The sequence below is a fragment of the Thioalkalivibrio sp. AKL19 genome, from assembly GCF_000420165.1.
GTDB lineage: Bacteria > Pseudomonadota > Gammaproteobacteria > Ectothiorhodospirales > Ectothiorhodospiraceae > Thioalkalivibrio.
In genome coordinates this window covers 43,739-67,149 of record NZ_ATUK01000003.1, presented here as the reverse complement: position 1 = coordinate 67,149, position 23,411 = coordinate 43,739, and the positions used below count along the sequence as shown (strand labels likewise).

At 64.8% G+C, this 23,411-nt stretch carries 22 protein-coding genes and 1 pseudogene; 9 read left to right on the top strand and 14 right to left on the bottom strand.

Translation table 11 applies throughout. The annotated features are described in order from the left end of the window. Positions 1 to 59: 59 nt before the first annotated feature. Positions 60 to 1,268: an IS256 family transposase gene (locus F817_RS0101280; RefSeq protein WP_024325948.1), complete on the bottom strand. Its 1,209-nt coding sequence runs from the start codon at positions 1,266 to 1,268 to the stop codon at positions 60 to 62. 305 nt (positions 1,269 to 1,573) lie between these two features. Then, positions 1,574 to 1,717, bottom strand: a pseudogene (locus F817_RS13915) (GTP-binding protein TypA); the annotation flags it as partial. A 118-nt stretch (positions 1,718 to 1,835) separates the two neighbouring features. Between F817_RS13915 and F817_RS0101270 the strand changes: the two are divergent. Then, complete coding sequence (locus F817_RS0101270) at positions 1,836 to 2,066, top strand: type II toxin-antitoxin system Phd/YefM family antitoxin (RefSeq protein ID WP_024325947.1); 231 nt, start codon at positions 1,836 to 1,838, stop codon at positions 2,064 to 2,066. Continuing rightward, positions 2,066 to 2,452, top strand: a complete 387-nt coding sequence (locus tag F817_RS0101265; RefSeq protein WP_024325946.1) for a type II toxin-antitoxin system VapC family toxin — start codon at positions 2,066 to 2,068, stop codon at positions 2,450 to 2,452. The genes F817_RS0101270 and F817_RS0101265 overlap by 1 nt, the downstream gene beginning before the upstream one ends. 264 nt (positions 2,453 to 2,716) lie before the next feature. Here F817_RS0101265 and typA read toward each other — a convergent pair whose 3' ends face one another. Continuing rightward, positions 2,717 to 4,534 (bottom strand): translational GTPase TypA, encoded by a 1,818-nt coding sequence (gene typA / locus F817_RS0101260; RefSeq protein WP_024325945.1) that lies wholly within the window; start codon positions 4,532 to 4,534, stop codon positions 2,717 to 2,719. Between the two features lie 290 nt (positions 4,535 to 4,824). On the opposite strand from typA, the gene F817_RS0101255 reads away from it, so the two are divergent. After that, positions 4,825 to 5,055, top strand: a complete 231-nt coding sequence (locus tag F817_RS0101255) for a hypothetical protein (protein ID WP_024325944.1) — start codon at positions 4,825 to 4,827, stop codon at positions 5,053 to 5,055. Next, on the top strand, positions 5,045 to 5,467 hold the full coding sequence (locus tag F817_RS0101250) for a PIN domain-containing protein (RefSeq protein WP_024325943.1): 423 nt from the start codon (positions 5,045 to 5,047) through the stop codon (positions 5,465 to 5,467). Before F817_RS0101255 ends, F817_RS0101250 begins: the two co-directional genes overlap by 11 nt. A 231-nt stretch (positions 5,468 to 5,698) precedes the next feature. Here the strand turns inward: F817_RS0101250 and F817_RS0101245 are convergent, their stop codons facing one another. From F817_RS0101245 to speA, 4 genes are all read right to left on the bottom strand, one after another. Then, a complete protein-coding gene (locus F817_RS0101245; RefSeq protein WP_024325942.1) occupies positions 5,699 to 6,025 on the bottom strand; it encodes a type II toxin-antitoxin system PemK/MazF family toxin in 327 nt (108 codons plus the stop codon). Then, positions 6,019 to 6,258 (bottom strand): AbrB/MazE/SpoVT family DNA-binding domain-containing protein, encoded by a 240-nt coding sequence (locus F817_RS13660; protein ID WP_042799038.1) that lies wholly within the window; start codon positions 6,256 to 6,258, stop codon positions 6,019 to 6,021. The genes F817_RS0101245 and F817_RS13660 overlap by 7 nt, the downstream gene beginning before the upstream one ends. Before the next feature lie 391 nt (positions 6,259 to 6,649). Beyond that, entirely contained in the window at positions 6,650 to 6,892 is a 243-nt protein-coding gene (locus tag F817_RS0101235; RefSeq protein ID WP_018144623.1) for a YcgL domain-containing protein, read from the bottom strand. Between the two features lie 4 nt (positions 6,893 to 6,896). Continuing rightward, complete coding sequence (speA, locus tag F817_RS0101230; protein ID WP_024325940.1) at positions 6,897 to 8,801, bottom strand: biosynthetic arginine decarboxylase; 1,905 nt, start codon at positions 8,799 to 8,801, stop codon at positions 6,897 to 6,899. A gap of 317 nt (positions 8,802 to 9,118) precedes the next feature. Here speA and speE point away from each other — a divergent pair, with 317 nt between their 5' ends. Further along, positions 9,119 to 9,970 carry a polyamine aminopropyltransferase gene (gene speE / locus F817_RS0101225; RefSeq protein ID WP_024325939.1) on the top strand — a complete coding sequence of 284 codons (852 nt, stop codon included), beginning with the start codon at positions 9,119 to 9,121 and terminating at the stop codon, positions 9,968 to 9,970. A 155-nt stretch (positions 9,971 to 10,125) separates the two neighbouring features. On the opposite strand, the gene fetB is transcribed toward speE, so the two are convergent. The 6 genes from fetB to folB all read right to left on the bottom strand — a co-directional run bounded on the left by fetB (position 10,126) and on the right by folB (position 15,063). Next, positions 10,126 to 10,932 (bottom strand): iron export ABC transporter permease subunit FetB, encoded by an 807-nt coding sequence (fetB, locus tag F817_RS0101220; RefSeq protein ID WP_024325938.1) that lies wholly within the window; start codon positions 10,930 to 10,932, stop codon positions 10,126 to 10,128. Continuing rightward, positions 10,923 to 11,543 carry an ATP-binding cassette domain-containing protein gene (locus F817_RS0101215; RefSeq protein ID WP_024325937.1) on the bottom strand — a complete coding sequence of 207 codons (621 nt, stop codon included), beginning with the start codon at positions 11,541 to 11,543 and terminating at the stop codon, positions 10,923 to 10,925. The genes fetB and F817_RS0101215 overlap by 10 nt, the downstream gene beginning before the upstream one ends. 333 nt (positions 11,544 to 11,876) lie before the next feature. Beyond that, positions 11,877 to 13,130, bottom strand: coding sequence for an ammonium transporter (locus F817_RS0101210; protein ID WP_024325936.1), 1,254 nt, complete (start codon positions 13,128 to 13,130; stop codon positions 11,877 to 11,879). A gap of 34 nt (positions 13,131 to 13,164) precedes the next feature. Next, a complete protein-coding gene (locus F817_RS0101205) occupies positions 13,165 to 13,503 on the bottom strand; it encodes a P-II family nitrogen regulator (protein ID WP_024325935.1) in 339 nt (112 codons plus the stop codon). 68 nt (positions 13,504 to 13,571) lie between these two features. Continuing rightward, positions 13,572 to 14,303: a TorF family putative porin gene (locus F817_RS0101200; RefSeq protein ID WP_024325934.1), complete on the bottom strand. Its 732-nt coding sequence runs from the start codon at positions 14,301 to 14,303 to the stop codon at positions 13,572 to 13,574. 400 nt (positions 14,304 to 14,703) lie between these two features. Continuing rightward, positions 14,704 to 15,063, bottom strand: a complete 360-nt coding sequence (gene folB, locus F817_RS0101195; protein WP_024325933.1) for a dihydroneopterin aldolase — start codon at positions 15,061 to 15,063, stop codon at positions 14,704 to 14,706. 105 nt (positions 15,064 to 15,168) lie between these two features. Here folB and F817_RS0101190 point away from each other — a divergent pair, with 105 nt between their 5' ends. From F817_RS0101190 to F817_RS0101175, 4 genes are all read left to right on the top strand, one after another. Further along, positions 15,169 to 16,161: an amidoligase family protein gene (locus F817_RS0101190; protein ID WP_024325932.1), complete on the top strand. Its 993-nt coding sequence runs from the start codon at positions 15,169 to 15,171 to the stop codon at positions 16,159 to 16,161. After that, entirely contained in the window at positions 16,148 to 16,984 is an 837-nt protein-coding gene (locus F817_RS0101185) for a gamma-glutamyl-gamma-aminobutyrate hydrolase family protein (protein WP_024325931.1), read from the top strand. The genes F817_RS0101190 and F817_RS0101185 overlap by 14 nt, the downstream gene beginning before the upstream one ends. Before the next feature lie 243 nt (positions 16,985 to 17,227). Beyond that, positions 17,228 to 19,510 carry a bifunctional diguanylate cyclase/phosphodiesterase gene (locus F817_RS13655; protein WP_024325930.1) on the top strand — a complete coding sequence of 761 codons (2,283 nt, stop codon included), beginning with the start codon at positions 17,228 to 17,230 and terminating at the stop codon, positions 19,508 to 19,510. Beyond that, positions 19,507 to 22,755, top strand: coding sequence for a chemotaxis protein CheB (locus F817_RS0101175; RefSeq protein ID WP_024325929.1), 3,249 nt, complete (start codon positions 19,507 to 19,509; stop codon positions 22,753 to 22,755). The genes F817_RS13655 and F817_RS0101175 overlap by 4 nt, the downstream gene beginning before the upstream one ends. A 6-nt stretch (positions 22,756 to 22,761) precedes the next feature. Here the strand turns inward: F817_RS0101175 and msrA are convergent, their stop codons facing one another. Next, complete coding sequence (msrA, locus tag F817_RS0101170; RefSeq protein ID WP_024325928.1) at positions 22,762 to 23,409, bottom strand: peptide-methionine (S)-S-oxide reductase MsrA; 648 nt, start codon at positions 23,407 to 23,409, stop codon at positions 22,762 to 22,764. Between the last annotated feature and the right edge of the window lie 2 nt (positions 23,410 to 23,411).

Genomic DNA, 23,411 nt, shown 5'->3' with positions numbered 1-23,411 from the left:
GGTTGTGTGCGTCAAGTTGTGCAGAAGTGAGTCGGCCATGTTCGGTTGGTCGGTATGGCTCAGGCGGCCTCGGCCTGCCGGAGCAGGATTTTCTTGTGCTCTTTGAGCAGATCCATGTTCAGGTAGCGGTTGTCCTCCAGCCAGCCTTCGTGGATTTCGACGGCCAGAGCCCGCACCAGACGTAGACAGCTGTGGGTGTTGGGGAAGATCCGGACCACTCGGGTTCGGCGCCGAATCTCCTCGTTCAGCCGCTCGAGCATGTTGGTGCTCTTCATGTGCTTGTGGTGGGCCCGCGGCAGGCGGTAGAACGTCAGGGTCTCCTGGATGTTCTCCTCCACCCAGTCGCACAGGCGGGGATACTTCGCCTGCCAGCGCTCCAGCCAGGCCGCCAGATCGCGCTGGGCCTCGGTCAGATCCCGGCGGTCGTAGAGCCAGCGCAGCTCTTGCAGGCAGTCGTCGTCGGCCTTGCGCGGCAGGTGGTCCAGGGCGTTGCGCAGGAAGTGCACATAGCAGCGCTGCCATACCGCTTCCGGGAGGATCTCCAGGATGGCCCGGCGCAGCCCTGCGTGCTCGTCGCTGACCACCAGTTCGACCCCGTTCAGCCCGCGCTCGCGCAGCCGCTCCAGGAAGGCGCGCCAGCTGCTCGCGCTCTCGCGACTGGCCAGCTCCACCCCCAGCACCTGACGCCGGCCTTCCCAGTTGACACCGATGGCAATCAGCACCGCCTGGGACCGGATCACGCCGCCCTCGCGGACCTTCTCGTAGCGCGCGTCCAGGATCAGATAGGGGCAGGGCTCCTCCAGGCGCCGCGACGCGAACTCCGCCAGGCGGCCGTCCAGCCCCCGGTTGATGGTCGAGATCGCCGAGGCCGAGAACCCGTGACCGCACAACTCCTCGGTGATGGCCTTGACCTTGCGCGTCGACACGCCCTGGACATACATCTCCATCAGGGCCGAGACCAGCGCCTTCTCCGAGCGCTGATAGCGCTCGAACAGGCTGGTGGAGAACTGGCCGTTGCGGTCCCGGGGGACCCGCAACTCCAGCTTGCCCACGCGTGTGATCAGGGTGCGCGGGTAGTACCCGGCCCGGTAGCCCAGGCGGCCCTCGGTGCGCTCCCCCGGTGCCGCCTGGAGCTGGTCGCTCATCTCGGCTTCCAGGACCTGCTGGACCGCCTCGCGCACCAGCGTGCGCATCAGTTCCTCGTCTGTCCCCAATAGCGCTCGCAGTGACGTGCGATCCGCAGTAGCCTGGCTCTTGTGAGTGGTCATGGTCTCGCCCTCCTTGAGGGGTTCCGGTGGTCGCTAACCAGCCCGAATACCATGGCCGCTCACCTCCTGCCAGCTTCTGCACACAACTCAGCACACTACTCCTCGGCGCATCGTTCATGGCAAAACCGACAGCCCTGAACTCCGAGGTGTTGCATGGAAATGGCGGATAATCGCTTTGCGATTTCCGGGATGACGGAGGCCTTGGCGCTAGCGGCTCGAGACACAAACGAAAAGCGCCCGGCGGATGATCCGACCGGGCGCTTTTCGTTGCCTGAGCCCCGACGAAGAGGCCAAGGCGTCGGCCGTTACGCCGAGGCGGCGCGGGAGGCCTTCTTGCGTTCGTGCTCCAGCAGGAGCTTCTTGCGGATGCGGAGGTTTTCCGGGGTGACCTCCACGAGTTCGTCGTCGTCGATGAACTCGATGGCCTGCTCCAGCGGGAAGCCTTCGGGGTCAAACCTTGCCTTTTGCCCCACATCCCACGGACCCCATCACCCCGCAAGCGCGATTGCTCCGCACTGCGGCTAGGAATAGACTAAGTCTCATGACTAAGGCGCATCGAGGACAATCATGAGCACAACGGTCAACGTCCATGAGGCGAAAACGCATCTGTCGCGGCTGCTGAAGCGCGCGCATGATGGTGAGGAAATCATTCTGGCCAAATCGGGCCGACCCTATGCGCGTCTGGTTCCATTAGAGGCCGCTCCTCCGCAGCGTCAACCCGGGCGTATCAAGGGTCGCGTCGAGGATGCCTTCTTTGACGCGTTGCCGGAAGACGAACTGGCCACTTGGGAAAGGTAGTGCGCACCCTGCTCGATACTCATGCCCTGCTTTGGTGGTTTACCGACGACGCACGGCTCTCCACGAACGCGCGCGCGGTGATCGGGGACGAGCAAAACACCATACTCGTGAGTGCCGCCAGCGCATGGGAGATCGCCACAAAGCACCGCCTGGGAAAGCTCGAAATCGGCGGCGAAATCCTTCATCGATTTGATGAGCTGGTCACCGCCGACGGGTTCACGCACATGGCCGTGAGTTACCGTCACGCGATCCATTCCGGGGCTTACATGGTGGATCACCGCGACCCCTTCGATCGGATGCTGGCGGCACAGGCAGAGCTGGAAGGCGTCCCCTTGGTGACGGTGGATCCCACGCTCCATGCCTTCCCGATACGGTGCCTTTGGTAGAAGCTTTTGGGGCTCGCCAGTGTCCGGGTCACGCACGTCTTCATCCCCGGGCCGCGAAGCGGTGAGCCGGGGACTCTTTCATACGGGCGCCGTTTGCACGGCCCCCGGGTAGCCCTTGGAGATCCCGGATAATCGCGCTGCGATTTCCGGGATGACGGCGGTTCCAACGCCGTAGCGCAATGGACAAAAGAAAAGCGCCCGGCGGGTGAACCGACCGGGCGCTTCTTTTTGCGTTGGCCCCTGAAGGGGCGTTGGCGCTAGCGGTTACGCCGAGGCGCGGGAGGCCTTTTTGCGTTCGTGCTCCAGCAGGAACTTCTTGCGGATGCGGAGGTTTTCCGGGGTGACCTCCACGAGTTCGTCGTCGTCGATGAACTCGATGGCCTGCTCCAGCGTCATGCGGATCGGCGGGGTCAGCTGGATGTTCTCGTCGGTCCCGGCGGCGCGGATGTTGGTGAGCTGCTTGGCCTTGAGCGCGTTCACGACCAGGTCGTTCTCGCGCGAGTGCAGCCCGATGACCATGCCCTCGTAAACCTCTTCGCCGGGGCCGATGAACAGCTTGCCGCGGTCCTGCAGGTTGAACAGGGCGAAGCCCAGCGCCTTGCCGGCGGCGTTGGCGATCAGCACGCCGTTCTGGCGCGAGGCAACCGCGCCCGGCTGGTAGGGACCGTAGTGGTCGAAGATGTGGTGCAGGATCCCGGTACCGGAGGTGGCGGTCATGAACTCGGTCTGGAAGCCGATCAGCCCGCGCGACGGGATGATGAAGTCCAGGCGTACGCGGCCCTTGCCATCCGGGACCATGTTGGTCATGTCGCCGCGGCGTTCGCCGAGCTTCTCCATGATGGTGCCCTGGTGCTGCTCTTCGACGTCGACAGTGACGGCCTCGTACGGCTCCTGCTTAACGCCGTCGACCTCCTTGATGACCACCTCGGGACGCGCCACGGCCAGCTCGTAGCCCTCGCGGCGCATGTTCTCGATGAGGATGCCCAGGTGCAGTTCACCGCGCCCGGAAACCTTGAACTTGTCCGGGTCCTCGCCCTCTTCCACGCGCAGGGCCACGTTGTGCTTGAGCTCTTCCTGCAGGCGGTCGCGCAGCACACGAGAGGTGACGTACTTGCCCTCGCGACCGGCGAACGGCGAGGTGTTGACCTGGAAGGTCATGCTCACGGTCGGCTCGTCGACGGTGAGCGGTTCCATCGCCTCGACGTGGTTCGGATCGCACAGGGTGTCGGAGATGAACAGCTTGTCCATCCCGGTGAAGGTGATGATGTCGCCCGCGCGGGCCTCTTCGACCTCGACGCGCTCCAGGCCGTGGAAGCCCATGATCTGCAGCATGCGGCCGTTGCGCACGCCGCCTTCGCGATCGACCACTTTCACCGGGCTATTCGGCTTGATGTGCCCGCGCTTCACGCGGCCAATGCCGATCAGACCCTGGTAGCTGTTGTAGTCCAGCGAAGAGACCTGCATCTGGAACGGGCCTTCCGCATCCACGTTCGGCGGGGACACGTGCTTGACGATGGTCTCCAGCAGGCAGGTCATGTCGCCCTCGGTGACGCTGGAATCCATGCCGGCAAAGCCGTTCAGGGCGGAGGCGAACACGATGGGGAAGTCCAGCTGCTCGTCGGTCGCACCGAGGCGGTCGAACAGATCGAAGACCTGATCCACCGCCCAGTCGGGGCGCGCGCCGGGGCGATCCACCTTGTTGACCACCACGATCGGCTTGAAGCCCATGGCGAAGGCCTTCTGGGTGACGAACCGGGTCTGCGGCATCGGGCCGTCGACCGCGTCCACCAGCAGTAGCACCGAGTCGACCATCGACAGCACGCGCTCGACCTCGCCACCGAAGTCGGCGTGTCCGGGAGTGTCGACGATGTTGATGCGGTAGTCCTGCCACTCGATGGCCGTGTTCTTGGCCAGGATGGTGATCCCGCGTTCCTTTTCGATGGCGTTGGAGTCCATGATCCGCTCGCCGTGGTCACCACGCTTGTCGAGGGTGCCGGACTGGCGCAGGAGCTGGTCGACCAGCGTGGTCTTGCCATGATCAACGTGGGCGATGATGGCGATATTGCGAAGCTTCTCGGTCATGGAATACGAACTCTGGATACTGGCAAAAGGGCCGACACTATACAGAGTTATGCGTTGGCGCGCTGAGACTTCCACGTTTTCAGCGCAGGCTCCACCCCCAGGCACACTCGCAAGCGCCCGCTATCCCGGCCACGGCTCGCCGCCATCGTGCAAGAGCCCCACCCCGTCATCCCGGCCGCGACGCAGCGAAGAGCCGGGATCTCCAGCGGTTGCCCCGCAACCGGCTACGCCTGATTGAAATCACGCATATCGCGTGCTACACGTTTTTACGTGAAACGGAGGATTCAGCCATGAAGCAGAACATCACCCTCGCCCTCGACAAGAAGGTGCTCACGGAGCTCAAGGTAATCGCTGCGCGTCGCTCGACTTCCGTTAGCCGGCTGCTGACCGAAGAACTGGAACACATCGTGGAACGCTCCGAGCGCTATGAACGTTCCAAGCGCGAGGCCCTGGCCGCCCTCGACCAGGGATACCATCTCGGCGGGGGACGGCCGGATCGGGACGCGCTGCATGAGCGATAAGGTCTTTGTCGACACCAACGTCCTGCTGTACGCACACGACCTGGATGCGGGCGCTCGCCACGATCGAGCCGCTACGACCATTCGCCAGCTTTGGGAGAACGGCAGCGGCATCATCAGCATTCAGGTGCTGCAGGAGTTCTACGTCAACGTGACCCGCAAGATCGCAAGCCCTCTCTCACCCGCCGAGGCTCGCCGGCTGATCGAGGCGTATCGAGCCTGGCAGGTGGAATCCCCGGATACCGCCGCCGTACTGCGGGCCTCCGAGATCCAGGAGCGAAACCAACTCTCCTTCTGGGACGCGATGATTATCGCGACGGCTTGCCAGGGCGGTGCGACGGTCCTGTTATCGGAAGACCTCAATCACTCGCAGGTCATCGAAGGCATCCGAGTGGAAAATCCCTTCCTGCATTGAGCGTCCCGATCCGGGCGTGCCTACCACCTGAACATCCGCCCCGATCATCCTGGCCGGAGCCTCCCATGCCGGACACCCCCAAGGCCTGGCCAGACCACGGTGCCCGAGATCCCGGATAACCGCTGCGCGGTGTCCGGGATGACCCAGGGAAAGGGCAGTGGCCGCGATTCCACCGGGGCGACCGGGACGCGCGATGACGCAGGAACTGGAGGGCGTCCAGCGCGCAAAAGGTCAGGCGAGCATTTCCAGAAGCTGCGGGTGCCAGCTTGCGAGTTCGATCGAGCCGAGGGTGGACCCCAAACGCCGCTTGTCCACGCTACCGATCTGGTCGAGAAGGATACGGGCCGGGCGGCCCGCGAGCTCGACCTCTGGCCGGCACCCGAGCGGCTGCCCCTTGCTGGTGATCGGCGCTACCAGGACCCGGGGCAAGGCATCGTTCATGTCGTCGGGAGAGACAATCAACGCGGGGCGGGTCTTGCGGATCTCCGTGCCCACGGTCGGGTCCAGGTTGACCCAGTAGACATCACCGCGGCGAACCGGCGCACGACGCCCTACCACTCCCACCCCTCGGTGTCCTCGGCCCACGGCTCGTCCGGCCATTCGGGCGCATCGTCCTGATCGATGTCGTAGTGGTCGAACCAACCGGATCGTGGCTCGGTAATCGGCTCGATCACGATCCGGTGACCCTCGAGCCGCAGGTCAATCTCGTCGCGGATTCCGCATTGACGCAACAGCGTCGCGGGTAGAAGCACGCCCCGGGAGTTTCCGATCTGTCGCAAAGTCGTTTTCATGCGCCGCTCCACAAGCCGATCAACGTTATAACAATGTATCACCACCGCCCCCCGTGGAGGCCACCACGGGTTCCACCACCCTGAGGCGGTTCGCTTCGCTCAGCGCATCCTACCCAGGATCAGTCGCATGCGTGTGCCCGTACTCTCGAGATCCATCCTGTCATCCCGGCCGAAGCGATGCGCAGAACCGGGATCTCGCGCGGCCGTCCCCTCGCTGGGGAGATCCCGGATCACCGCTTCGCGGTGGCCGGGATGACGAAGGGGGAGGCCGGCGCCCAGGATGCCGGAGAGGGAGACCGGCGGCGGGGTGACGACGGTGTGCGGCGTTCCGGAGTGACGGAATGGGCCTGGCGGCCAGCCGACAGAATGGGCCCGAGCGGCGGGCTCAGGGCTAGCGGTCTTCTTCCGGGGGCGGGAACTGGAGGTGGAAGCCCTGCTCGTCGAGATTGGCGAGGACCTTCTGCGGGTCTTCCTGGGCGAGCGTGCGTTCCGGGGTCAGCTCGAATTCCAGCGCGAATTCCAGGCGACCGAGCGCCCGAACCACGCCCTCGGGGAGTTCGGAGAAATCGTCCTTCTCCGGCAGGTACACATAGGTGTCGGCGCGCTTGGTTGCGCGGTAAACGTAGCACTGCATCGGTTCAGTCCTCGAGATAGGTGTAGCCGGTCAGGCCGTGTTCCAGTTCCGCCAGCAGGCGCCCGGCGGCCTCGCCGCGCAGGCCGATGGCATCGATCTTGGCGCGGAAGGCGCGGCGCAGGTCGTCCGGGGCAAAGTGCACATAGGAGAGCAACTCATCCACGGTGTCGCCGCGCTCGGGGTTCAGCAGACGGTAGCCGCCCTGCTCGGTCAGCTCCACGTTGACCGTGTCGGTGTCGCCGAACAGGTTGTGCAGGTCGCCGAGGATCTCCTGGTAGGCCCCGACCAGGAAGATGCCGAGATAGTAGGCCTCGCCCGTTTTCCACGGGTGCAGCGCCAGGGTGGTGTGCGTGCCCTCGCGCTCCACGTAGTGCTCGATGTGGCCGTCGGAGTCACAGGTCAGATCCTGCAGAACGGCGCGGCGGGTCGGGGCCTCGCCCAGGCGATGCAGCGGCATGATGGGGAAGATCTGGTTGATCGCCCAGGTGTCCGGGATCGACTGGAACACGGAGAAATTGCAGAAAACCTTGTCCGCCAGCTTGTCCGTCAGCTCGGCATGGATCTCGGCCGGCAGCGCATCCGGCTGTGCCAGCAGGCGCTGGCACAGGGCGAAATAGATCGCCTCGGCGCGCGCCCGGTCCGCCAGCGACAGCATCCCGCGGGCGAAACGCGCCTGCAGGTCGGACAGGCCGAAGGCCGCATCGTGGTAGATCTCGGAGGCCGGGCGCCCGCGCTCGTCCAGCAACGCGCGCATCGCGGCGATCTCGGGCAGCTCGTCGTCCGGCGCCGGCGGTATAGCACCATCCCCCGGGGCTGGCTCGCAGTCGATCACGTTGGTGATCAGCACCGCGTGGTGCGCGGTCAGCGCCCGTCCCGACTCGCTGAACACCTCGGGCATGGCGAGATCATGCGCCTCGCAGGTGCGCTTGAGCGGGCGCAGGATGTTCAGCGCGTACTCCTCCACCGAGTAGTTGATGGAGCACTCGTTGCGCGAGCGCGATCCCTCGTAGTCGATACCCAGGCCGCCGCCGACATCCACCACCTGAAGCGCGGCACCCGCTTCGGTCAGCGCGGCGAAGTAGCTGGCCGCCTCGCCCATGCCGTTCTGGATGTCGCGGATGTTCGCGATCTGCGAGCCCATGTGGAAGTGCAGCAGCTGCAGCCGGTCCAGCCAGCCGAGGCCGCGCAGGCGCTCGAGGATGCCCAGCACATCCGCCGCGGACAGTCCGAACTTGGCCTTCTCGCCACCGGTGTTCTGCCACTTGCCCTTGCCAATCGACGCCAGACGCACGCGCAGCCCCAGCAGGGGCGCGATATCCATATTCTCGGCCTGGCGGATGACCTCCTCCAGCTCCGAGGGCTTCTCGATCACGATGTACACGCGATGCCCGAGCTGGCGCCCGATCAGCGCCAGACGCACGTATTCGCGGTCCTTGTAGCCGTTGCAGATGATCGCGGCGCCCGGACGCGACTGCGCGAGCACGGCCATCAGTTCCGGCTTGCTGCCGGCCTCCAGCCCCACCCGTGGGGTAAAGCCATCGGCATCCGGCGTGTCGCCCGCCGCCAGGATCTGATCCACCACGCTGCGCTGCTGGTTCACCTTGATCGGATAGATCGCCGTGAACGCGCCCTGGTAGTCCAGCTCGCGTGCGGCCGCATCGAAGGCCCGCGCCAGGCGGCGCACACGCCCGTCCAGCACGTCCTGGAAACGCACCAGCACCGGCGGCCCGATATGCTCCTCGCGCAGACGCCCGGCCAGCTCATGCAGATCGACGCCCGGGTGATCCGGCCAGTCCGGCCGCCGCATCACCACATGGCCAGCGTCGCTCAGATCGAAAAAGCCACCATTCCAGTGGTCGATGCCGTAGGTGGCGCGGGCCTCATCCAGATTCCAGGGCGTGACAGACATGGCGGTTCCGGGTTTCACAGCGGGTGTATCCCCGTCATTGCGAGGAGCGAAGCGACGCGGCAATCGCGTTCCATGTCCACCGGAACGCCCAGGGCGAGCAGCGCAACCAAACGCACTGCCCTCGTTCAGGAGATTACTCGCTGTGCTCGCCCTTCTCGGGCCGGCCTGCGGCCGTTCAACGCAGCTAAGCTGCTTTTGTGCTTCGTCGCCTACGGCTCCTCGCAATGACGGGGAGGTTCAGAGTTGCCCGCAGGATACAGGGCTCTATCATAGCGGCGCATCATACCGTCCACCGCATCCGCAAGGGGAGCCGCCCAATGGCACTCGACAACAACTGGTTCAGCGAACCGCACGAACACATGGCGCTGTCCCTGCGCATCAAGCGAAAGCTGCACGAAGAACAGACCCCCTACCAGAAGATCGAAATCTACGAGACCGAGGCCTTCGGCAACCTGATGGTGATCGACGGCTGCGTGATGCTCACCGGGCGCGACAACTTCATCTACCACGAGATGATGTCGCACCCGGTGCTCTACTCGCACAGCGCCCCGAAGAACGCGGTCATTATTGGCGGGGGCGATTGCGGCACCCTGCGCGAGGTGCTCAAGCACGACGAAGTGCAAAAGGCCGTGCAGGTGGATATCGACGAACGCGTCACCCGCCTGTCCGAGCAGTACTTCCCGGAGCTGTGCGACGCCAACGACGACCCGCGCGCCGAGCTCCTGTTCGACGACGGCGTGCAGTACCTGCAGGACGCCACGCCCGGCTCCGTCGACGTGATCATCGTTGACTCCACCGATCCGGTGGGCCCGGCCGAAGGCCTGTTCTCCACCGCCTTCTACAAGGACTGCGTGAAGGCCCTGGCTCCGGATGGCCTGCTGGTGCAGCAAAGCGAATCGCCGCTATTGCATACCGAGAGCATCATCCGCCCGATGCACGACAGCCTGCGCGCGGCCGGCTTCATCGATGCATTGACGCTGCACTTCCCGCAGCCCACCTACCCCTCCGGCTGGTGGACCTGCACCATCGCCGCGAAGGACGCCCCGGTGTCCTTCCTGCGCGAGGAGGCGGCCGAAGAAGCGACGTTTGTCACCCACTACTACAACGCCGCCATCCACCGCGCCGCCGGGGCCACGCCCGAGTTCTTCCGCCGCAAGCTGTTCGCCTGAGGGAGATCACCGCCTCGAGCGATCTCCAACGCAGGGGCGTCGAACCAGCCTCCGTTTGATGCGGTTCGCTGCGCTCAGCGCATCCTACGAGGGCTCCGTCGCGCGCCGCAGGGCGCGTTGAGCGAATGCGAAATACACCGTTCGTGGTGGAATGGCTACGTGTGGCGGCCCGGCTTGAGGCGGTCGAGGCGCAGGCGTTCGCGGGTGTCGAACAGGCGGCGGGAGGCGAACCAGACCGCGCCCAGGGTGCCGAAGCCGGTGCCGGCAGTGATCAGGAACATGATCAGGATCTGGTACTTGACCGCCTCCACCGGCGGGGCGCCGGCGAGGATCTGACCGGTCATCATGCCCGGCAGACTGACGATACCGGCCGCGGCCATGGCGTTGATGGTCGGCATCAGGCCGGAGCGAGCGGCCTCGCGGCGCATGGTGGCGACGGCCTCGCTCCAGCCCGAGCCCAGCGCCAGGCGGGCCTCGATGGTGCGGCGCTCGCGCCAGACCGTCTGGGTCAGGCGGTCCAGCCCCAGCGCGATGCCGGTCATGGTGTTGCCGAGCAGCATGCCCAGCAGCGGAATGGCGTACTGCGGCTCCCACCAGGGCGAGGGTCCCACCATCGTGGTCAGCGCGAGCACGGTGACGGCAAACGCGGAGACGAACATGGTGACCGCGCCGATCCCGTAGCCCCACAGACCGGCGAAACGGCGTTGCTGGCGCGCCATCACCTCGTAGCCGGCGACCGCCAGCATGGTCACCGCCATGAGCGCCACCCAGCCGAGCTGGGCGTGGTCAAACAGCGTCTGCAGCACCAGACCAATCAGCAGCAACTGGATCACCGTGCGCGCACCGGCGATCAACAGGCTGCGCCCCAGCCCCATGCGCGCCCAGACGGTGAGCCCCGCCAGGGCCACGACCAGCAACGCCGCCAGCGTCAGATCCAGCGCGGAAAGCGAGATCAGCTCCATGCCGTGTTCTCCAGCTGCCCTTCGTGGATGGTGAGGATGCGCCCGCCCAGGCGTTGACGCTGCAATGTGTCGTGGCTCACCCACAGTGCCGCCGCATCCTCCTCGGCGAGATACGCCCGCACCGCGCGTTCGATGCGTTTGGTGTTCTCCAGGTCCAGGTTGGCGGTGGGCTCGTCCAGCAGCAGCACGCGTGGCTTGTTCAGCAACGCGCGCACCAGGCCCAGACGCTGTTTCTCGCCGCTGGAGAGGCGCTCGATCTCCCAGCCCAGCGAGCCCTCCGGCAACGCGACCTGCTCCAGCAGGTGCAGGGCTGTCTCGCGCGAGAAGCCGGCCGGCAGATGCTCGTCTACGTGCTCCCCCCACCAGGCGGTCTCGGCCGGCACGTAGGCCACGCGGCGGCGCCACTGGACCGGCAGCATGGCGTCGCGCGCCTCGCCGTTCAGCATTATCTCCCCCGTGTTGGGGTCGAGATCCGCCAGAGCGCGCAACAGCAGGGACTTGCCGGCACCCGAGGCGCCGGTGACCTGCACCAGTTCGCCCGGCTGAACCGCCAGGTCCAGCGGGCCCAGCTGGGCTGTTTTCAGTTGTCGGACGTCCAGCAGGCGATCCATGCGACAGGCTTCCGGTGCGGCAAAAGCGGGATCGTAACCGAAGCCGGGGTACGGGGATGAATGGCCGGACCGGGAGACGCTGCTTGCTGGGAAGAGAGCCGGCCGGGGTGTTAGTAGCCCGCGGGCATCAGTCGCAAGAACCGCCGCGGGCGAGGGCTTCGCGGGCAAGCCCGCTCCCACAGGGTGTGTCGAACAAAAAAAGGGCGCCCGATAAAGGGGCGCCCAAAGGCCAACATCCAAGTCCTGGGAGACTGTCTTGTCGGCGTCGGAGGAGACGATGTATCGGGATCGAGCCGGGTTACGGCCCGACCCCGGTTTCAGGTTAACGAAGCATTATTGCTTCCCGGTGAATTCCGGGTAGGCCTCGAGACCGCACTCGGCGATGTCGGCGCCCATTTCCTCGTCCTCTTCGTTCAGGCGGATGCCCATCACCGCCTTCAGGATCGCCCAGACAATCAGGCTGGCCACGAAGACGAACACGAAGATGGCGAGCAGGCCCACGATCTGGCCGAAGAAGGTCGCATCCGGATTGGACAGCAGCACCGCCATCACGCCCCAGATACCGGCCGTACCGTGCGCGGAGATGGCACCAACCGGGTCGTCGATCTTCAGCTTGTCCAGCGCCACGATCGAGAACACCACGATCACGCCACCGACAGCACCGATGATCATCGCCAGGAACGGGCTGGGCATCAGCGGTTCGGCCGTGATGGACACCAGGCCCGCAACCGCACCGTTCAGGGCCATCGTCAGGTCGGCCTTGCCGAACACCAGACGGGTCGTGATCAGGGCGGCCACCACACCACCGGCCGCGGCGAGGTTGGTGTTGGCAAACACGGCGGCCACGGCATTGGCGGAGTCGATATCCGATACCTTCAGCTCGGAGCCGCCGTTAAAACCGAACCACCCCAGCCACAGGATCAGCACACCCAGGGTGGCCAGCGGCATGTTCGAGCCCGGGATGGCGTTGATCTTGCCATCCTTGCCGTACTTGCCCTTGCGCGCTCCGAGGAGGAGCACACCGGCCAGCGCCGCAGCGGCACCCGTGAAGTGGACGATGCCGGAACCGGCGTAGTCCAGGTAGCCGATCTGGTCGAGGATCCCGCCACCCCAGCTCCAGAAGCCCTGGATCGGGTAGATGAAGCCGGTCAGGACAACCGCGAAGGCCAGGAAGGCCCACAGCTTCATGCGCTCGGCCACGGCGCCCGAGACGATCGACATCGCGGTGGCCACGAACACGACCTGGAAGAAAAAGTCGGCACGATCCGAGTAGTAGATGTCGCCACCGCTACCCAGCACGTCCGCGACCGCATTGTCGCCACTGATCAGGAAGCCCAGGCCCGGGATAATGGAGCTAAGGCCATCGCTGTACATGATGTTGTAGCCGATCAGCATGTACATGATGCTGGCGATCGAGTACAGGGCAATGTTCTTGGTTGCGATTTCGGCGACACTCTTGGTGCGCACCATACCGGCCTCGAGCATGGTAAAGCCCGCGGCCATCCACATCACCAGCGCACCGGCCACCAGAAAATAAAAGGTGTCCATGGCGTAGGCGAGTTCGACTACTTGCTGTTCAATTTCCATGATTGAAATTCCTCATTCGATGGAAGGCAAAGGATTAGAGCGCTTCCGGCCCGGACTCGCCCGTGCGGATGCGCACGACCTGCTCCACCGGTGTAATAAAGATCTTGCCGTCGCCGATCTTGCCCGTACTGGCGGACTTTGAAATGGCCTCGACGACCTGGTCGACCAGGTTTTCGTCAACGGCCACTTCAAGCTTCACCTTGGGCAGGAAATCGACCACGTACTCGGCACCGCGATACAACTCGGTATGACCGCGCTGGCGACCAAAACCCTTGACTTCGGTCATGGTCATTCCCTGCACGCCGATCTCCGAGATCGCCTCGCGAACATCATCAAGCTTGAACGGCTTGATCACGGCGGTAATCATCTTCATGTCAGACTCCTGTGGGCGGGTCCGCTGATCCACGGACCCGCCTTTGCATTAAGAGGTAATAGCCGGCTTCAGAACGTCTTGGACCAGCCCACCCAGGCGCCGAGGTCCTCGTCGGACTCGTCGACATACTCGAGGTTAAGGCTGAATTCGCCCCAGTCCCCGGCGTCGCGCGCCAGGCTGGCGGTGTAGTGGGTGTAGTTTTCGGCATCGGAATCGTCGAAGCTGGTACGACCCACGAGGAACCCGGCGCTGTAAACATCCATGAACGGGATATCCAGACCGGCGTAGAAGTACATGTCGTCATCCTGCAAGGCCGAGTCATCACTGTCGTGAACAACATAGGCCATGCCGCCATAGAGACCGACCGGCCCCGTATCGAAGCTGACTTCACCGTAGACTTCGCCAAAGTCGGCACTCAGGGAACCGGTATCGTCCCGGGCATCCGGATAGGCGTAATAGATATAACCCACGTCGTAACCAAAACCATTCTCGAACGCATCGGCAAACCCGAGATAAAGATCCATTTCGTAGCTTGTTTGATCTTCATTCCCCTCGTCGACGCCAAAGTCAACATTCGAGACCCAGGTTCCAGCGTAGAAACCGGAGGCGTGCTCGTAATCAATGCCGCCCTGAATGGCTGCGCCGTCATTACTTTCGGAAAAGCCACGGAAGTAGTAATTGGACACCGCGCCGATGTTCACGGACAGCTCCGCGGCGGCGGTGGAGGTAAACGCGACGCCACCGGTGGAGCCTACGGTGAGGACAGCAGCGGCCAGCGCGGAACGGGTGAACTTCTTCATATTGGTCATCTCCCAGATTGGTCAATCGAGTGTCGCGTAGTCGACACCCGGTCCTTGCACGGGCTGTGCCAAGTACCAAAAGGGAGCAAAATCGGCTTTTCACAACAGGTGTTGCGGCCCGACCACGGGCTTTTGCCTTTAATTGGTGCGCACTAAAAGTGCACACGCACCAAAAGCGTGCGCAGGATGCGGAGTGTGAAACAGGTCCGCTTTGCCAGGCGGTTCTGAACGCTCGGCAAGGGGACGGGAGAGGCAGGAGGGGCAGCACGCGGGCACGCGCGGCAATCCGCGTCGTACGCCGGACATCGGTGTGCCTCGGTTCATCTGGTCGTAGGGACGCGGCGCGCAGACATGCGCGATCCGCGGGGCCGCCAGGCAGGGTGCCCGTGCGAGGAACAGTCTACGAGGAGCGGCTCCCGCGCTCGATCTCGATGCCGACCTCGCGCACACCGGGAACGGCCCCGGGCTTGCCCAGCGTGATGCGCACCCAGGGGGTGCCGAACTGGGCCATCAGGGCCTCGGCGATCTCCTCGGCCAGGGATTCGAGCAGGGCGTGCGGCTCGCGCGTCACGATGGCGCGCACCGCGTTAGCCACCGCCTCGTAATCGACCGTGTCGCCGATCTCGCCGGAATAAGCGGCGATACGGGTATCCGCCGTCAGTTCGATATCGAATCGCAGCCGGCGCTGGATCCGCTGTTCCCAGTCGTAGACACCCACGACGGCGTCAATCTCGAGGTCGCGCAGATAGATTCGATCCATGGGGTCGGCGGGCTCCTGTCGGTCGTCGCCTATCCTACTGCCCGGGCCGCACGACGTACACCGAGCCGCTATCATGGAGAGCCCTTCAGCGGCTTCGAGAGACGCATGAGCGAGCCCTTTCACGAACTCCCCTGGCCTGCCAATCCGGAGGGCGAGCCCCGGCGCATCGGGGTCGAGATCGAGATGGCCGGGGTATCGCTCGAGAAGTTGGCCGAAGCGGTGCAGGCCGAGTTCGGCGGCCACATCGAGTCGGACAGCGCCTTCGTCTTCCATGTCCGTGATACGGACGTCGGCGACTTCCAGCTGGAGCTGGACGCGCGGGTACTGAAGGACCGCGCCTATCGCGAGCACCTCACTCGCCTGGGCATCGCGCTAGACGATTCGGACGAGGCGGCGCTGGATCGCTGGCTGGCCGACGCGGCGGGACGGCTGGTGCCGCACGAGATCGTGGCGCCCCCGATCGCGGTTGCCACGCTGCCCCGCCTGGATCGGGTGCGGGCCAACCTGCAGCAGGCCGGCGCGCTGGGCACGGAAGGCTCGGTGCTGTACGCCTTCGGGCTGCAGATCAATATCGAGGTCCACCGCACCGATGCCGAGTGGCTGCTGGCGATCCTGCGCAGCTTCCTGCTGATGGTCGAGGTCCTGACCACGGCCGGCGCAATCGACCTCGCACGGCGGCTGTCGCCCTACATCCGCGCCTTTCCCGGTGCCTTCGTGCGCTACGTACTGGACCCGGACTTCAAGCCCGATCAGGCCGGGCTGATCGACGCCTACCTGGCGCACAACCCGACCCGCAACCGACCACTGGACCTGCTGCCGCTGTTCGCCCACCTGGACCCGGCGCGCGTCGACGCCGCGCCGGTGGAGCACGAACTGATCAAGCCACGCCCGGCCTTCCATTACCGGCTGCCGAACTGCGAGATCGACGACCCGGACTGGAGCCTGGCGCGGCCGTTCAACGGCTGGGTCGAAGTGGAACGCCTGGCGGCGGATCCGGAACGCCTGGAGCGTCTGTCACGGGAATACCTGGAACGCCCCGGGCAGGCCCTCGGGCGCTGGGCGGACGACTGGAGCCAGCGCCTCCGTGACTGGTTCTGAGTCCGGCCCGGCCATCGCCGGCACCCCGGCACCGCGCCCACGCCGGCCGGTGATCGCCATCACCGGCCCCGACCAGGGCGGCGGCCCCGCCTGGCTGTTCACCGCGCTGGCCGTGTGGCGCGCGGGGGGCCGCCCCCTGCGGCTGCGCCCGGGCAAGCCGCGCAGTCACCGGCGTTTCGATGGCCTGATCGTCGGCGGCGGGGCGGACGTGGACCCCGAACTCTACGGTGAGACACTGCCGGAGGGGCCGGATGCCGCTGCGATCCGCAATGCCGAACGCCGGTTGTCCCAGCGCCTGATCGGCTATCTGTTCTACCCCGGCCTGTGGCTGTTGCGCCGCCTGTTCCAGTCGCACGGGGGCACGCTGGACAGCGAGCGCGACCGCCTGGAAAAGGCGCTGATCCGGCGCGCCCTGGACGACCATCTTCCGGTACTGGGCATCTGTCGCGGCATGCAGCTGATCAACGTCGTACTGGGTGGCACTCTGCAGCGCGATCTTGCAGCGTTCTACGTGGAAACCCCGAAGGCCCGCAGCGTGCTGCCGGTCAAGGCAGTGACACTGGACCCGCGCAGCCGCCTGGCGCGCCTGCTCGGGGACACCCCGATCCATGTCAATGCCCTGCACAATCAAGCGGTGGATCAAGTTGGGAACCAACTCATGGCGGTTGGCCGGGAAGCCAACGGCATCGTCCAAGCCATCGAGTCCGAACGCATCTGGTGCATCGGGGTGCAATGGCACCCGGAATACCTGCCCCAGAAAACACGCCACCAGTGCCTGTTCCACGGCCTGGTAAAGGCAGCAACCAGGACGGCCTGGGGGTAGTGTGAGTCATGGGGCGCGCTGGCGCCCCCACGACCCTGAGCCTGTAGTCGCCGCGAGCCGGCCAAAGCGTATTCCTTGCGCGTAATATGGAAAACCTCTAGCGTAGGCACAGCCTTCGTAGGGACTTCGATTACCCCGCCACAACGAAGCGCTGTGAATTCAACCAACCTGAACAGGATCTCCCAGCGAGCGCACCGGCGCTTGATGACATGGAGGGCCGGCTACCAATGCGAGCGCACACTGATGCCGAAATCTCCCCCTCGAGACAACCACCACCCTGCACAACACGAACTGGACGCCGCCCGCGACCGTATCCGTGACCTGGAAGCCTCGCAGGAAGCCTCTTCCCAGATTCTCGAAGAACTCCACCTGCATCACGAGGAGTTGCGCACCCAGAACGAGGAATTACGCGCGGCGCAGGAAGCGCTGCGCGAAGCCAGCCAGCGCTACCAGGATCTATTCGACTTTGCACCGGTGGCCTTTTTCGTTCTGGACCACCAGGGCAGCATCATCGAAGTCAACCGGACCGCGACCGATATGCTGGGGATCCCCCGTTCCGGATTGCTGCGCCAGCCGCTGCGCCGCCACTTGGCCACGGTCAGCCGGGAAACCTTCGACCGCCTGCTGGCAGTCGCCCGCCAGCAGACAGTCCAAACCGATGTCGAACTGACTCTTAATACCCCGAATGACCCCGATCTGCACGTCCAGGCCAGTCTGACGCTGGATCGCCGCAAGCGGGAAGTCTGCTTCCGACTCGCGATGCTGGACCTTACGGGCCGACACCAGGCCGAGGAACACCGCCGGCTGGCGGCTACCGTATTCGAGGAAAGCAACGAAGGCATCATGATCACGGACGCCAAGGTGCGCATCCAGCGAGTCAACCGTGCCTTCACCGTGGTGACCGGCTATCAGGAAAGCGAAGCCCTGGGAAACTCCCCCGGCATGCTTTCCTCGGGCCGCCATGACGCCGCCTTCTACGAAGCCATGTGGGACCGACTGCAGCAGAAAGGCCACTGGATGGGGGAAATCTGGAATCGGCGCAAGAACGGCGAGATCTACCCGGAATGGCTGAAGATCAACGCGGTCACCGACAGCGAAGATGTCGTCCAGCACTACGTCGGAATCTTCTCCGACATCGGCGACCACCGGCAGACTGGCCAGGACGTAGAGCGCTTTGCCTTCTATGACGCCCTGACCGACCTCCCCAACCGAACCCTGCTACAGGAACGGCTCAAGCACGGTCTGATGCGTTCGAAACGCGATGGGCGGGTGCTGGCCCTGCTGTACATGGACCTGGACAACTTCAAGACCATCAACGACACCATGGGCCACCAGGCCGGTGACCTGTTGCTGCAGGAGGCCGCCGCGCGCCTGCAGCAGGTCGTACGGCCGTCGGATACGGTTGCACGTCTGGGGGGCGACGAATTCACCGTGCTCCTTTCCGATCTGGCCGACGAAGCGACGGCCACCGCGACCGCCAGCCGGGTCGCCAACACCATCCTCCAGGCACTGGAGCGCCCATTCCAGCTCCACGACAACGAGGTCGTCAGCGGCTGCAGCATCGGCATCGCCATGTTCCCTCGCGACGGTTCCACCTGCAGCGAGATCGCGAAGCACGCCGACATTGCCATGTACCAGGCCAAGCACAAGGGTGGCCACAGCTATACCTTTTTTGCCCCCGAGATGAACCGCGAACTGGAACGCCGGGTGCGCCTCGAGGAGCGCCTGCGACATGCGCTGCAGCGCGACGAACTGAGCCTGGTATTCCAGCCGGTGGTGGACGTTCATCGGCAATGCGTAGTCGGGGTGGAGGCCCTGCTGCGCTGGGATGATGCCTCGGACGGCCCCATTTCGCCAAAGGAGTTCATCCCGGTCATGGAGAATCTGGGGCTTGGGCACAAGCTTGCCCAGTGGGTGCTGGAACGCGCCTGCGAAACCCTTTCCGAGTGGTCATTCCCCGGTGCGGAAGACCTGTGGGTCGCCGTCAATTTCTCGCCCCGGCAACTGCAAGGGCTGACCTCCCGGGAGGTCCAGGAAACCCTGAAACGAACCGGCCTGGACGCATCGCGCCTGGTACTCGAGGCGACGGAGGAACACTTCCATAGCCATGCCGAACACATCATCAACACCCTGCATGCCGTTCGCGAACTGGGCGCCAAGGTCGCGCTGGACGACTTCGGGTCCGGACACTCGTCCCTTGGGCGCCTGCGCCACCTGCCCATCGACATCATCAAGCTGGACCGCAGCTTCGTCCTGGGCCTTCCGGACGAATCCCGTGACCTGGCGATCGTGAACACCGTCATCACCATGGCCCGGCAACTGGATTTGCGTTTCCTGGCGGAAGGCGTCGAGAGCCATGCCCAGCTCGGCATGCTGCGCAGCCATGGCTGCGAACTGGTTCAGGGATTTGTCTACACGCGCCCCCGGTCGGGCGACGATTGTGCCGCCTGGTGTGCCGGCTTTCGGGAGCAGCCCTGGGCGCCAGCCCCGAGCCCCCACTCCACCACGCACGGGGAACCCAATTGACCACGCCCAGTTACATCGTCGGGATCGGCGCCTCCGCCGGCGGGCTCGAGGCACTGGATACCTTTTTCCGGCACATGCCACCCGCAAGCGGACTGGCCTTCGTAGTGATCCAGCACCTCTCGCCGGACTACAAGAGCCTGATGGCAGAACTGCTGTCCAAGCAGACCCGCATGCCGGTCCAGCGGGCCGAGGATGGTCAGCAGGTCGAGGCGGATCATGTGTACCTGATCCCGCCCAAGAAGAACCTGACCCTGTTCCACGGCAAGCTCCTGCTCAACGATCAGGATGCCAATCGCGGGGTCAACCTTCCCATTGACGTGTTCCTGCGCTCGCTCGCGGAAGACCAGTGCGACCGGGCGATTGCCATCATTCTTTCCGGAACCGGTTCCGACGGTACCCGGGGCATCCGCGCCATCAAGGAACAGGGCGGCATGATCATGGTGCAGTCGGCCGACACCGCGAAGTTCGACGGAATGCCGCGCAGTGCCAGCCATACCGGACTGCCCGACTTCGTCCTTCCCCCGGAGGAAATGCCGCGGCTGCTGCAATCGTTCGTACAGCATCCGCACACGGCAAAGACGGACGGGCCCGGGGTCATCGTGACCGACGAAGACGCGCTGACGCGGATCTTCGCCCTGCTGCGCGACGAGTCCAAGGTCGACTTCACCTTTTACAAATCCAGCACGGTGGTACGCCGGATCGAACGCCGGATGACCGTCAACGAAATCCACGAACTGCGCGACTACGCCCGTTACCTGGAACGCCATCCCGGCGAAGTCAATACCTTGTACCGCGAGCTGCTGATCGGCGTGACCAGCTTTTTCCGCGACCGCGAGACCTGGGACTACCTCGAAGAATCCGTGCTCCCGGACATGGTCGAGACCGCCGGCAACAACGGGCTGCGTTTCTGGGTCGCGGGCTGCTCCACTGGCGAGGAGGCGTACAGCCTGGCCATCATCACCCGTGAGGTCATGGATCGCCTGGGGATCACGGTAGACGTCAAGATCTTCGCCACCGACGTGGATCGAACTGCGGTCCAGAACGCGGGCAACGGCATCTACCCGGAAAGCATCGTTGCGGACCTTCCGCCCGACCTGCTGGCCAAGTACTTTCAGCGCCAGGAAGAGCACTTCCAGATTGCCCGGCGGATCCGCGAGATGGTGGTATTCGCGCCGCATGATCTGCTCAAGGACCCGCCGTTCACCAACATCAACCTGGTGTCCTGCCGCAACCTGCTGATCTACCTGCAGCCGGTGCTGCAGAAGAAGGTTCTGGACCTGTTCAATTTCGCATTGAGCTCCGAAGGCGTCCTGGTGCTGGGCAACAGCGAGTCGGTCGGGGATGCCACCGATGGCTACGAACCGGTGGAGTCGCGCCTGCGCCTGTTCCGCACCCGGGGCAAGCGGCCGCTGACGGATCGGCGCGACCCCCAACAGAACCTTCAGGCCCGCATGACCACGCCCCTGCGGTCCGCGCCGGGCGGACTGCGTACCAGCGAGGAGGAGCGCCTGCTCGGGCGTCTGATGGATGCCCTAGGGGACGACGTGCTGCCGCTGACCCTGATCGTCAACGAGAACCTCGAACTGCAGCACGTGATCGGCGACACCGAGGGCTACCTGGGCATGCCTTCGGGCAGGGTCCAGAACGACATCACCCACCTCGCCGTGCGTGACCTGGCCACCCCACTGGCCACCGGCCTGCAACAGGTCTTCAAGACGGGGGAGGAAGTCAGCTATACCAACGTGCACCTCCAGACCCGACAGGAAGCACGCACGATCGAACTGCGCATTCTCCCGCTACCGGGACGCCAGGGCCAGCGTGCCCTGGCCGCGATCCTGATCCGCCCCCTCGAAACGCAGCCCGGAATCGCCCGCGACGCCGTCGTCTACGACCTTGACCACGAGACTCGGCAGCGCATCAACAACCTCGAATCCGAACTCCAGTTCACCCGCGAGAACCTGCAGGCAACCGTGGAGGAACTGGAGACCTCGAACGAGGAATTGCAGGCCTCGAACGAGGAGCTGCAGGCCTCCAATGAAGAGCTCCAGAGCACCAACCAGGAGTTGCAGTCGGTCAACGAGGAGCTGCATACGGTCAACGCCGAATACCAGAGCAAGAATCTGCAGCTCCACGAACTCAACAACGACCTGGACAACCTGCTCTCGGCCAACGGGGTCGCGTCGCTGTTCCTGGACCACAATCTGCGCGTCCGGCGCTACACCCCGGCCTTGACCCAGGTGTGCCGTATTACCGACGCCGATCTCGGACGCCATCTGGCAAAGGTTTGCCGCGTCCTGGGGGACCTGGACATACCCGCTCTCGCCCAACAGGTACAGGAGCATCGGGAGCCCCTGGAGCGCGAGCTCCGGCTGCCGGATGAGCGCTGGTTCCTGCTGACCATGCATCCCTACCAGGTCGGGACCGAATTCACCTCGTCGGTGGTCATGAGCCTGGTCGACGTGACCTCGCTCAAGGCGGCCCAGTCGGCCCTGGCACGGATCCAGGAACGCAATGTGCTGGCCCAGCAGATCGCCCATTTCGGGGTCTTCGAATGGGACCTGCTGTCCGGCCACATGGAGTGGTCGCAGCCCCTCGAGTCCCTGTTCGGACTTGAACCGGGCCAGTTCGGCGGGACGCTGGAAAGCTTCCTGGAACGCATCCATCCCGAGGACCGGCCCATGGTGGAGCGCACCATCCGGGGCTGCCGGGACGAAGGGAGGCAATACGACATCGAATACCGGATCGTGCGCGCCGATGGTTCGGTGCGATGGCTGTCGGGGCACGGCAAGGTCCAGCGAGACGCCGACGATCAGCCCGTCGGCCTCACCGGCATCATGCGCGATATCCACGAACGCCGGACGGCACAGATGGCACTGGAGGCGACCCAGCTCCATTTCCGCCGCCTGTTCGACGAGGCCCCCCACATCATCCTGCTCCTGGACTCGGAAGGGAAAATCCGCGAGGGCAACCTGACCATGCGGGAACGGCTCGGCTATACCCAGGAGGAACTGGCGGCCCTGGATATCCGGGAACTGATCCACCCCGACCACCGCCAGGACAGCCAGGACATGTTTGCCAGACTGCTGTCGGGCCAGCCGGTCAACTCCGTTCGATGGGTTCTGGAGGACAAATCCGGCTCGCCCGTGCCCGCCGAGGTCCATGGTGTCCCCGAGATGCTGGGCGACGCGGTATCGGGCGCACGCGTTGTACTGCGCACCCTCGACGAACCCTCGGTGCTGCAGTAACAGCGCCTACTGGCACGCAGAAGGTACCGGGCAGGCCACTCCCAGCCCACCCAGGCCGCAGTAACCGTGCGGGACCCGGTCCAGGTACTGCTGATGGTAGTCCTCGGCGAAATACCAGTGATCCAGCGGCCGGATCTCGGTGGTGATCCTCCCCAGGCCCGCCGCGTCCAGTGCTGTCTGGAAACACGCGCGGCTGGCCTCGACCACCTCCTGTTGCGAGGGATCGGCCGTGTAGATTGCCGAGCGGTACTGGGTGCCGACGTCGTTGCCCTGGCGCATGCCCTGGGTCGGGTCGTGCCCTTCCCAGAAGATACGCAGCAGGGCGTCCAGGGAGACCCGCTCGGGATCGAACACCACTCGCACCAGCTCCGTGTGCCCGGTCTGGCCGCTGCAGACCTCCTGGTAGGTCGGGTTCGGGGTATACCCGCCACCGTAGCCCACGCTGGTGGAGTACACGCCATCCTGCTGCCAGAACAGGCGCTCGGCGCCCCAGAAACAGCCCATGCCAAAGTGGATCACCTGCATGCCCTCGGGGTACGGCGGCGCCAGCGGCGTCCCCAGGACCCTGTGGCGCTCGGGTACCGGCACGGGTTCGTCGCGCCCCGGCAGGGCCTGTTCGGGGGCCGGCATGCGCGGCTCGGAAAATGCAAACATTG

Excerpts from the sequence above, each read along its gene's own strand:
- F817_RS0101270 (WP_024325947.1), top strand. The coding sequence starts at position 1,836 with ATGAGCACAACGGTCAACGTCCATGAGGCGAAAACGCATCTGTCGCGG.
- speE (WP_024325939.1), top strand. The coding sequence starts at position 9,119 with ATGGCACTCGACAACAACTGGTTCAGCGAACCGCACGAACACATGGCG.
- fetB (WP_024325938.1), bottom strand. The coding sequence starts at position 10,932 with ATGGAGCTGATCTCGCTTTCCGCGCTGGATCTGACGCTGGCGGCGTTG.
- F817_RS0101215 (WP_024325937.1), bottom strand. The coding sequence starts at position 11,543 with ATGGATCGCCTGCTGGACGTCCGACAACTGAAAACAGCCCAGCTGGGC.
- F817_RS0101210 (WP_024325936.1), bottom strand. The coding sequence starts at position 13,130 with ATGGAAATTGAACAGCAAGTAGTCGAACTCGCCTACGCCATGGACACC.
- F817_RS0101205 (WP_024325935.1), bottom strand. The coding sequence starts at position 13,503 with ATGAAGATGATTACCGCCGTGATCAAGCCGTTCAAGCTTGATGATGTT.
- speA (WP_024325940.1), bottom strand. The coding sequence starts at position 8,801 with ATGTCTGTCACGCCCTGGAATCTGGATGAGGCCCGCGCCACCTACGGC.
- F817_RS13660 (WP_042799038.1), bottom strand. The coding sequence starts at position 6,258 with ATGAAAACGACTTTGCGACAGATCGGAAACTCCCGGGGCGTGCTTCTA.
- msrA (WP_024325928.1), bottom strand. The coding sequence starts at position 23,409 with ATGTTTGCATTTTCCGAGCCGCGCATGCCGGCCCCCGAACAGGCCCTG.
- F817_RS13655 (WP_024325930.1), top strand. The coding sequence starts at position 17,228 with ATGCCGAAATCTCCCCCTCGAGACAACCACCACCCTGCACAACACGAA.
- folB (WP_024325933.1), bottom strand. The coding sequence starts at position 15,063 with ATGGATCGAATCTATCTGCGCGACCTCGAGATTGACGCCGTCGTGGGT.
- F817_RS0101250 (WP_024325943.1), top strand. The coding sequence starts at position 5,045 with ATGAGCGATAAGGTCTTTGTCGACACCAACGTCCTGCTGTACGCACAC.
- F817_RS0101200 (WP_024325934.1), bottom strand. The coding sequence starts at position 14,303 with ATGAAGAAGTTCACCCGTTCCGCGCTGGCCGCTGCTGTCCTCACCGTA.
- F817_RS0101235 (WP_018144623.1), bottom strand. The coding sequence starts at position 6,892 with ATGCAGTGCTACGTTTACCGCGCAACCAAGCGCGCCGACACCTATGTG.
- F817_RS0101255 (WP_024325944.1), top strand. The coding sequence starts at position 4,825 with ATGAAGCAGAACATCACCCTCGCCCTCGACAAGAAGGTGCTCACGGAG.
- F817_RS0101190 (WP_024325932.1), top strand. The coding sequence starts at position 15,169 with ATGAGCGAGCCCTTTCACGAACTCCCCTGGCCTGCCAATCCGGAGGGC.
- F817_RS0101280 (WP_024325948.1), bottom strand. The coding sequence starts at position 1,268 with ATGACCACTCACAAGAGCCAGGCTACTGCGGATCGCACGTCACTGCGA.
- typA (WP_024325945.1), bottom strand. The coding sequence starts at position 4,534 with ATGACCGAGAAGCTTCGCAATATCGCCATCATCGCCCACGTTGATCAT.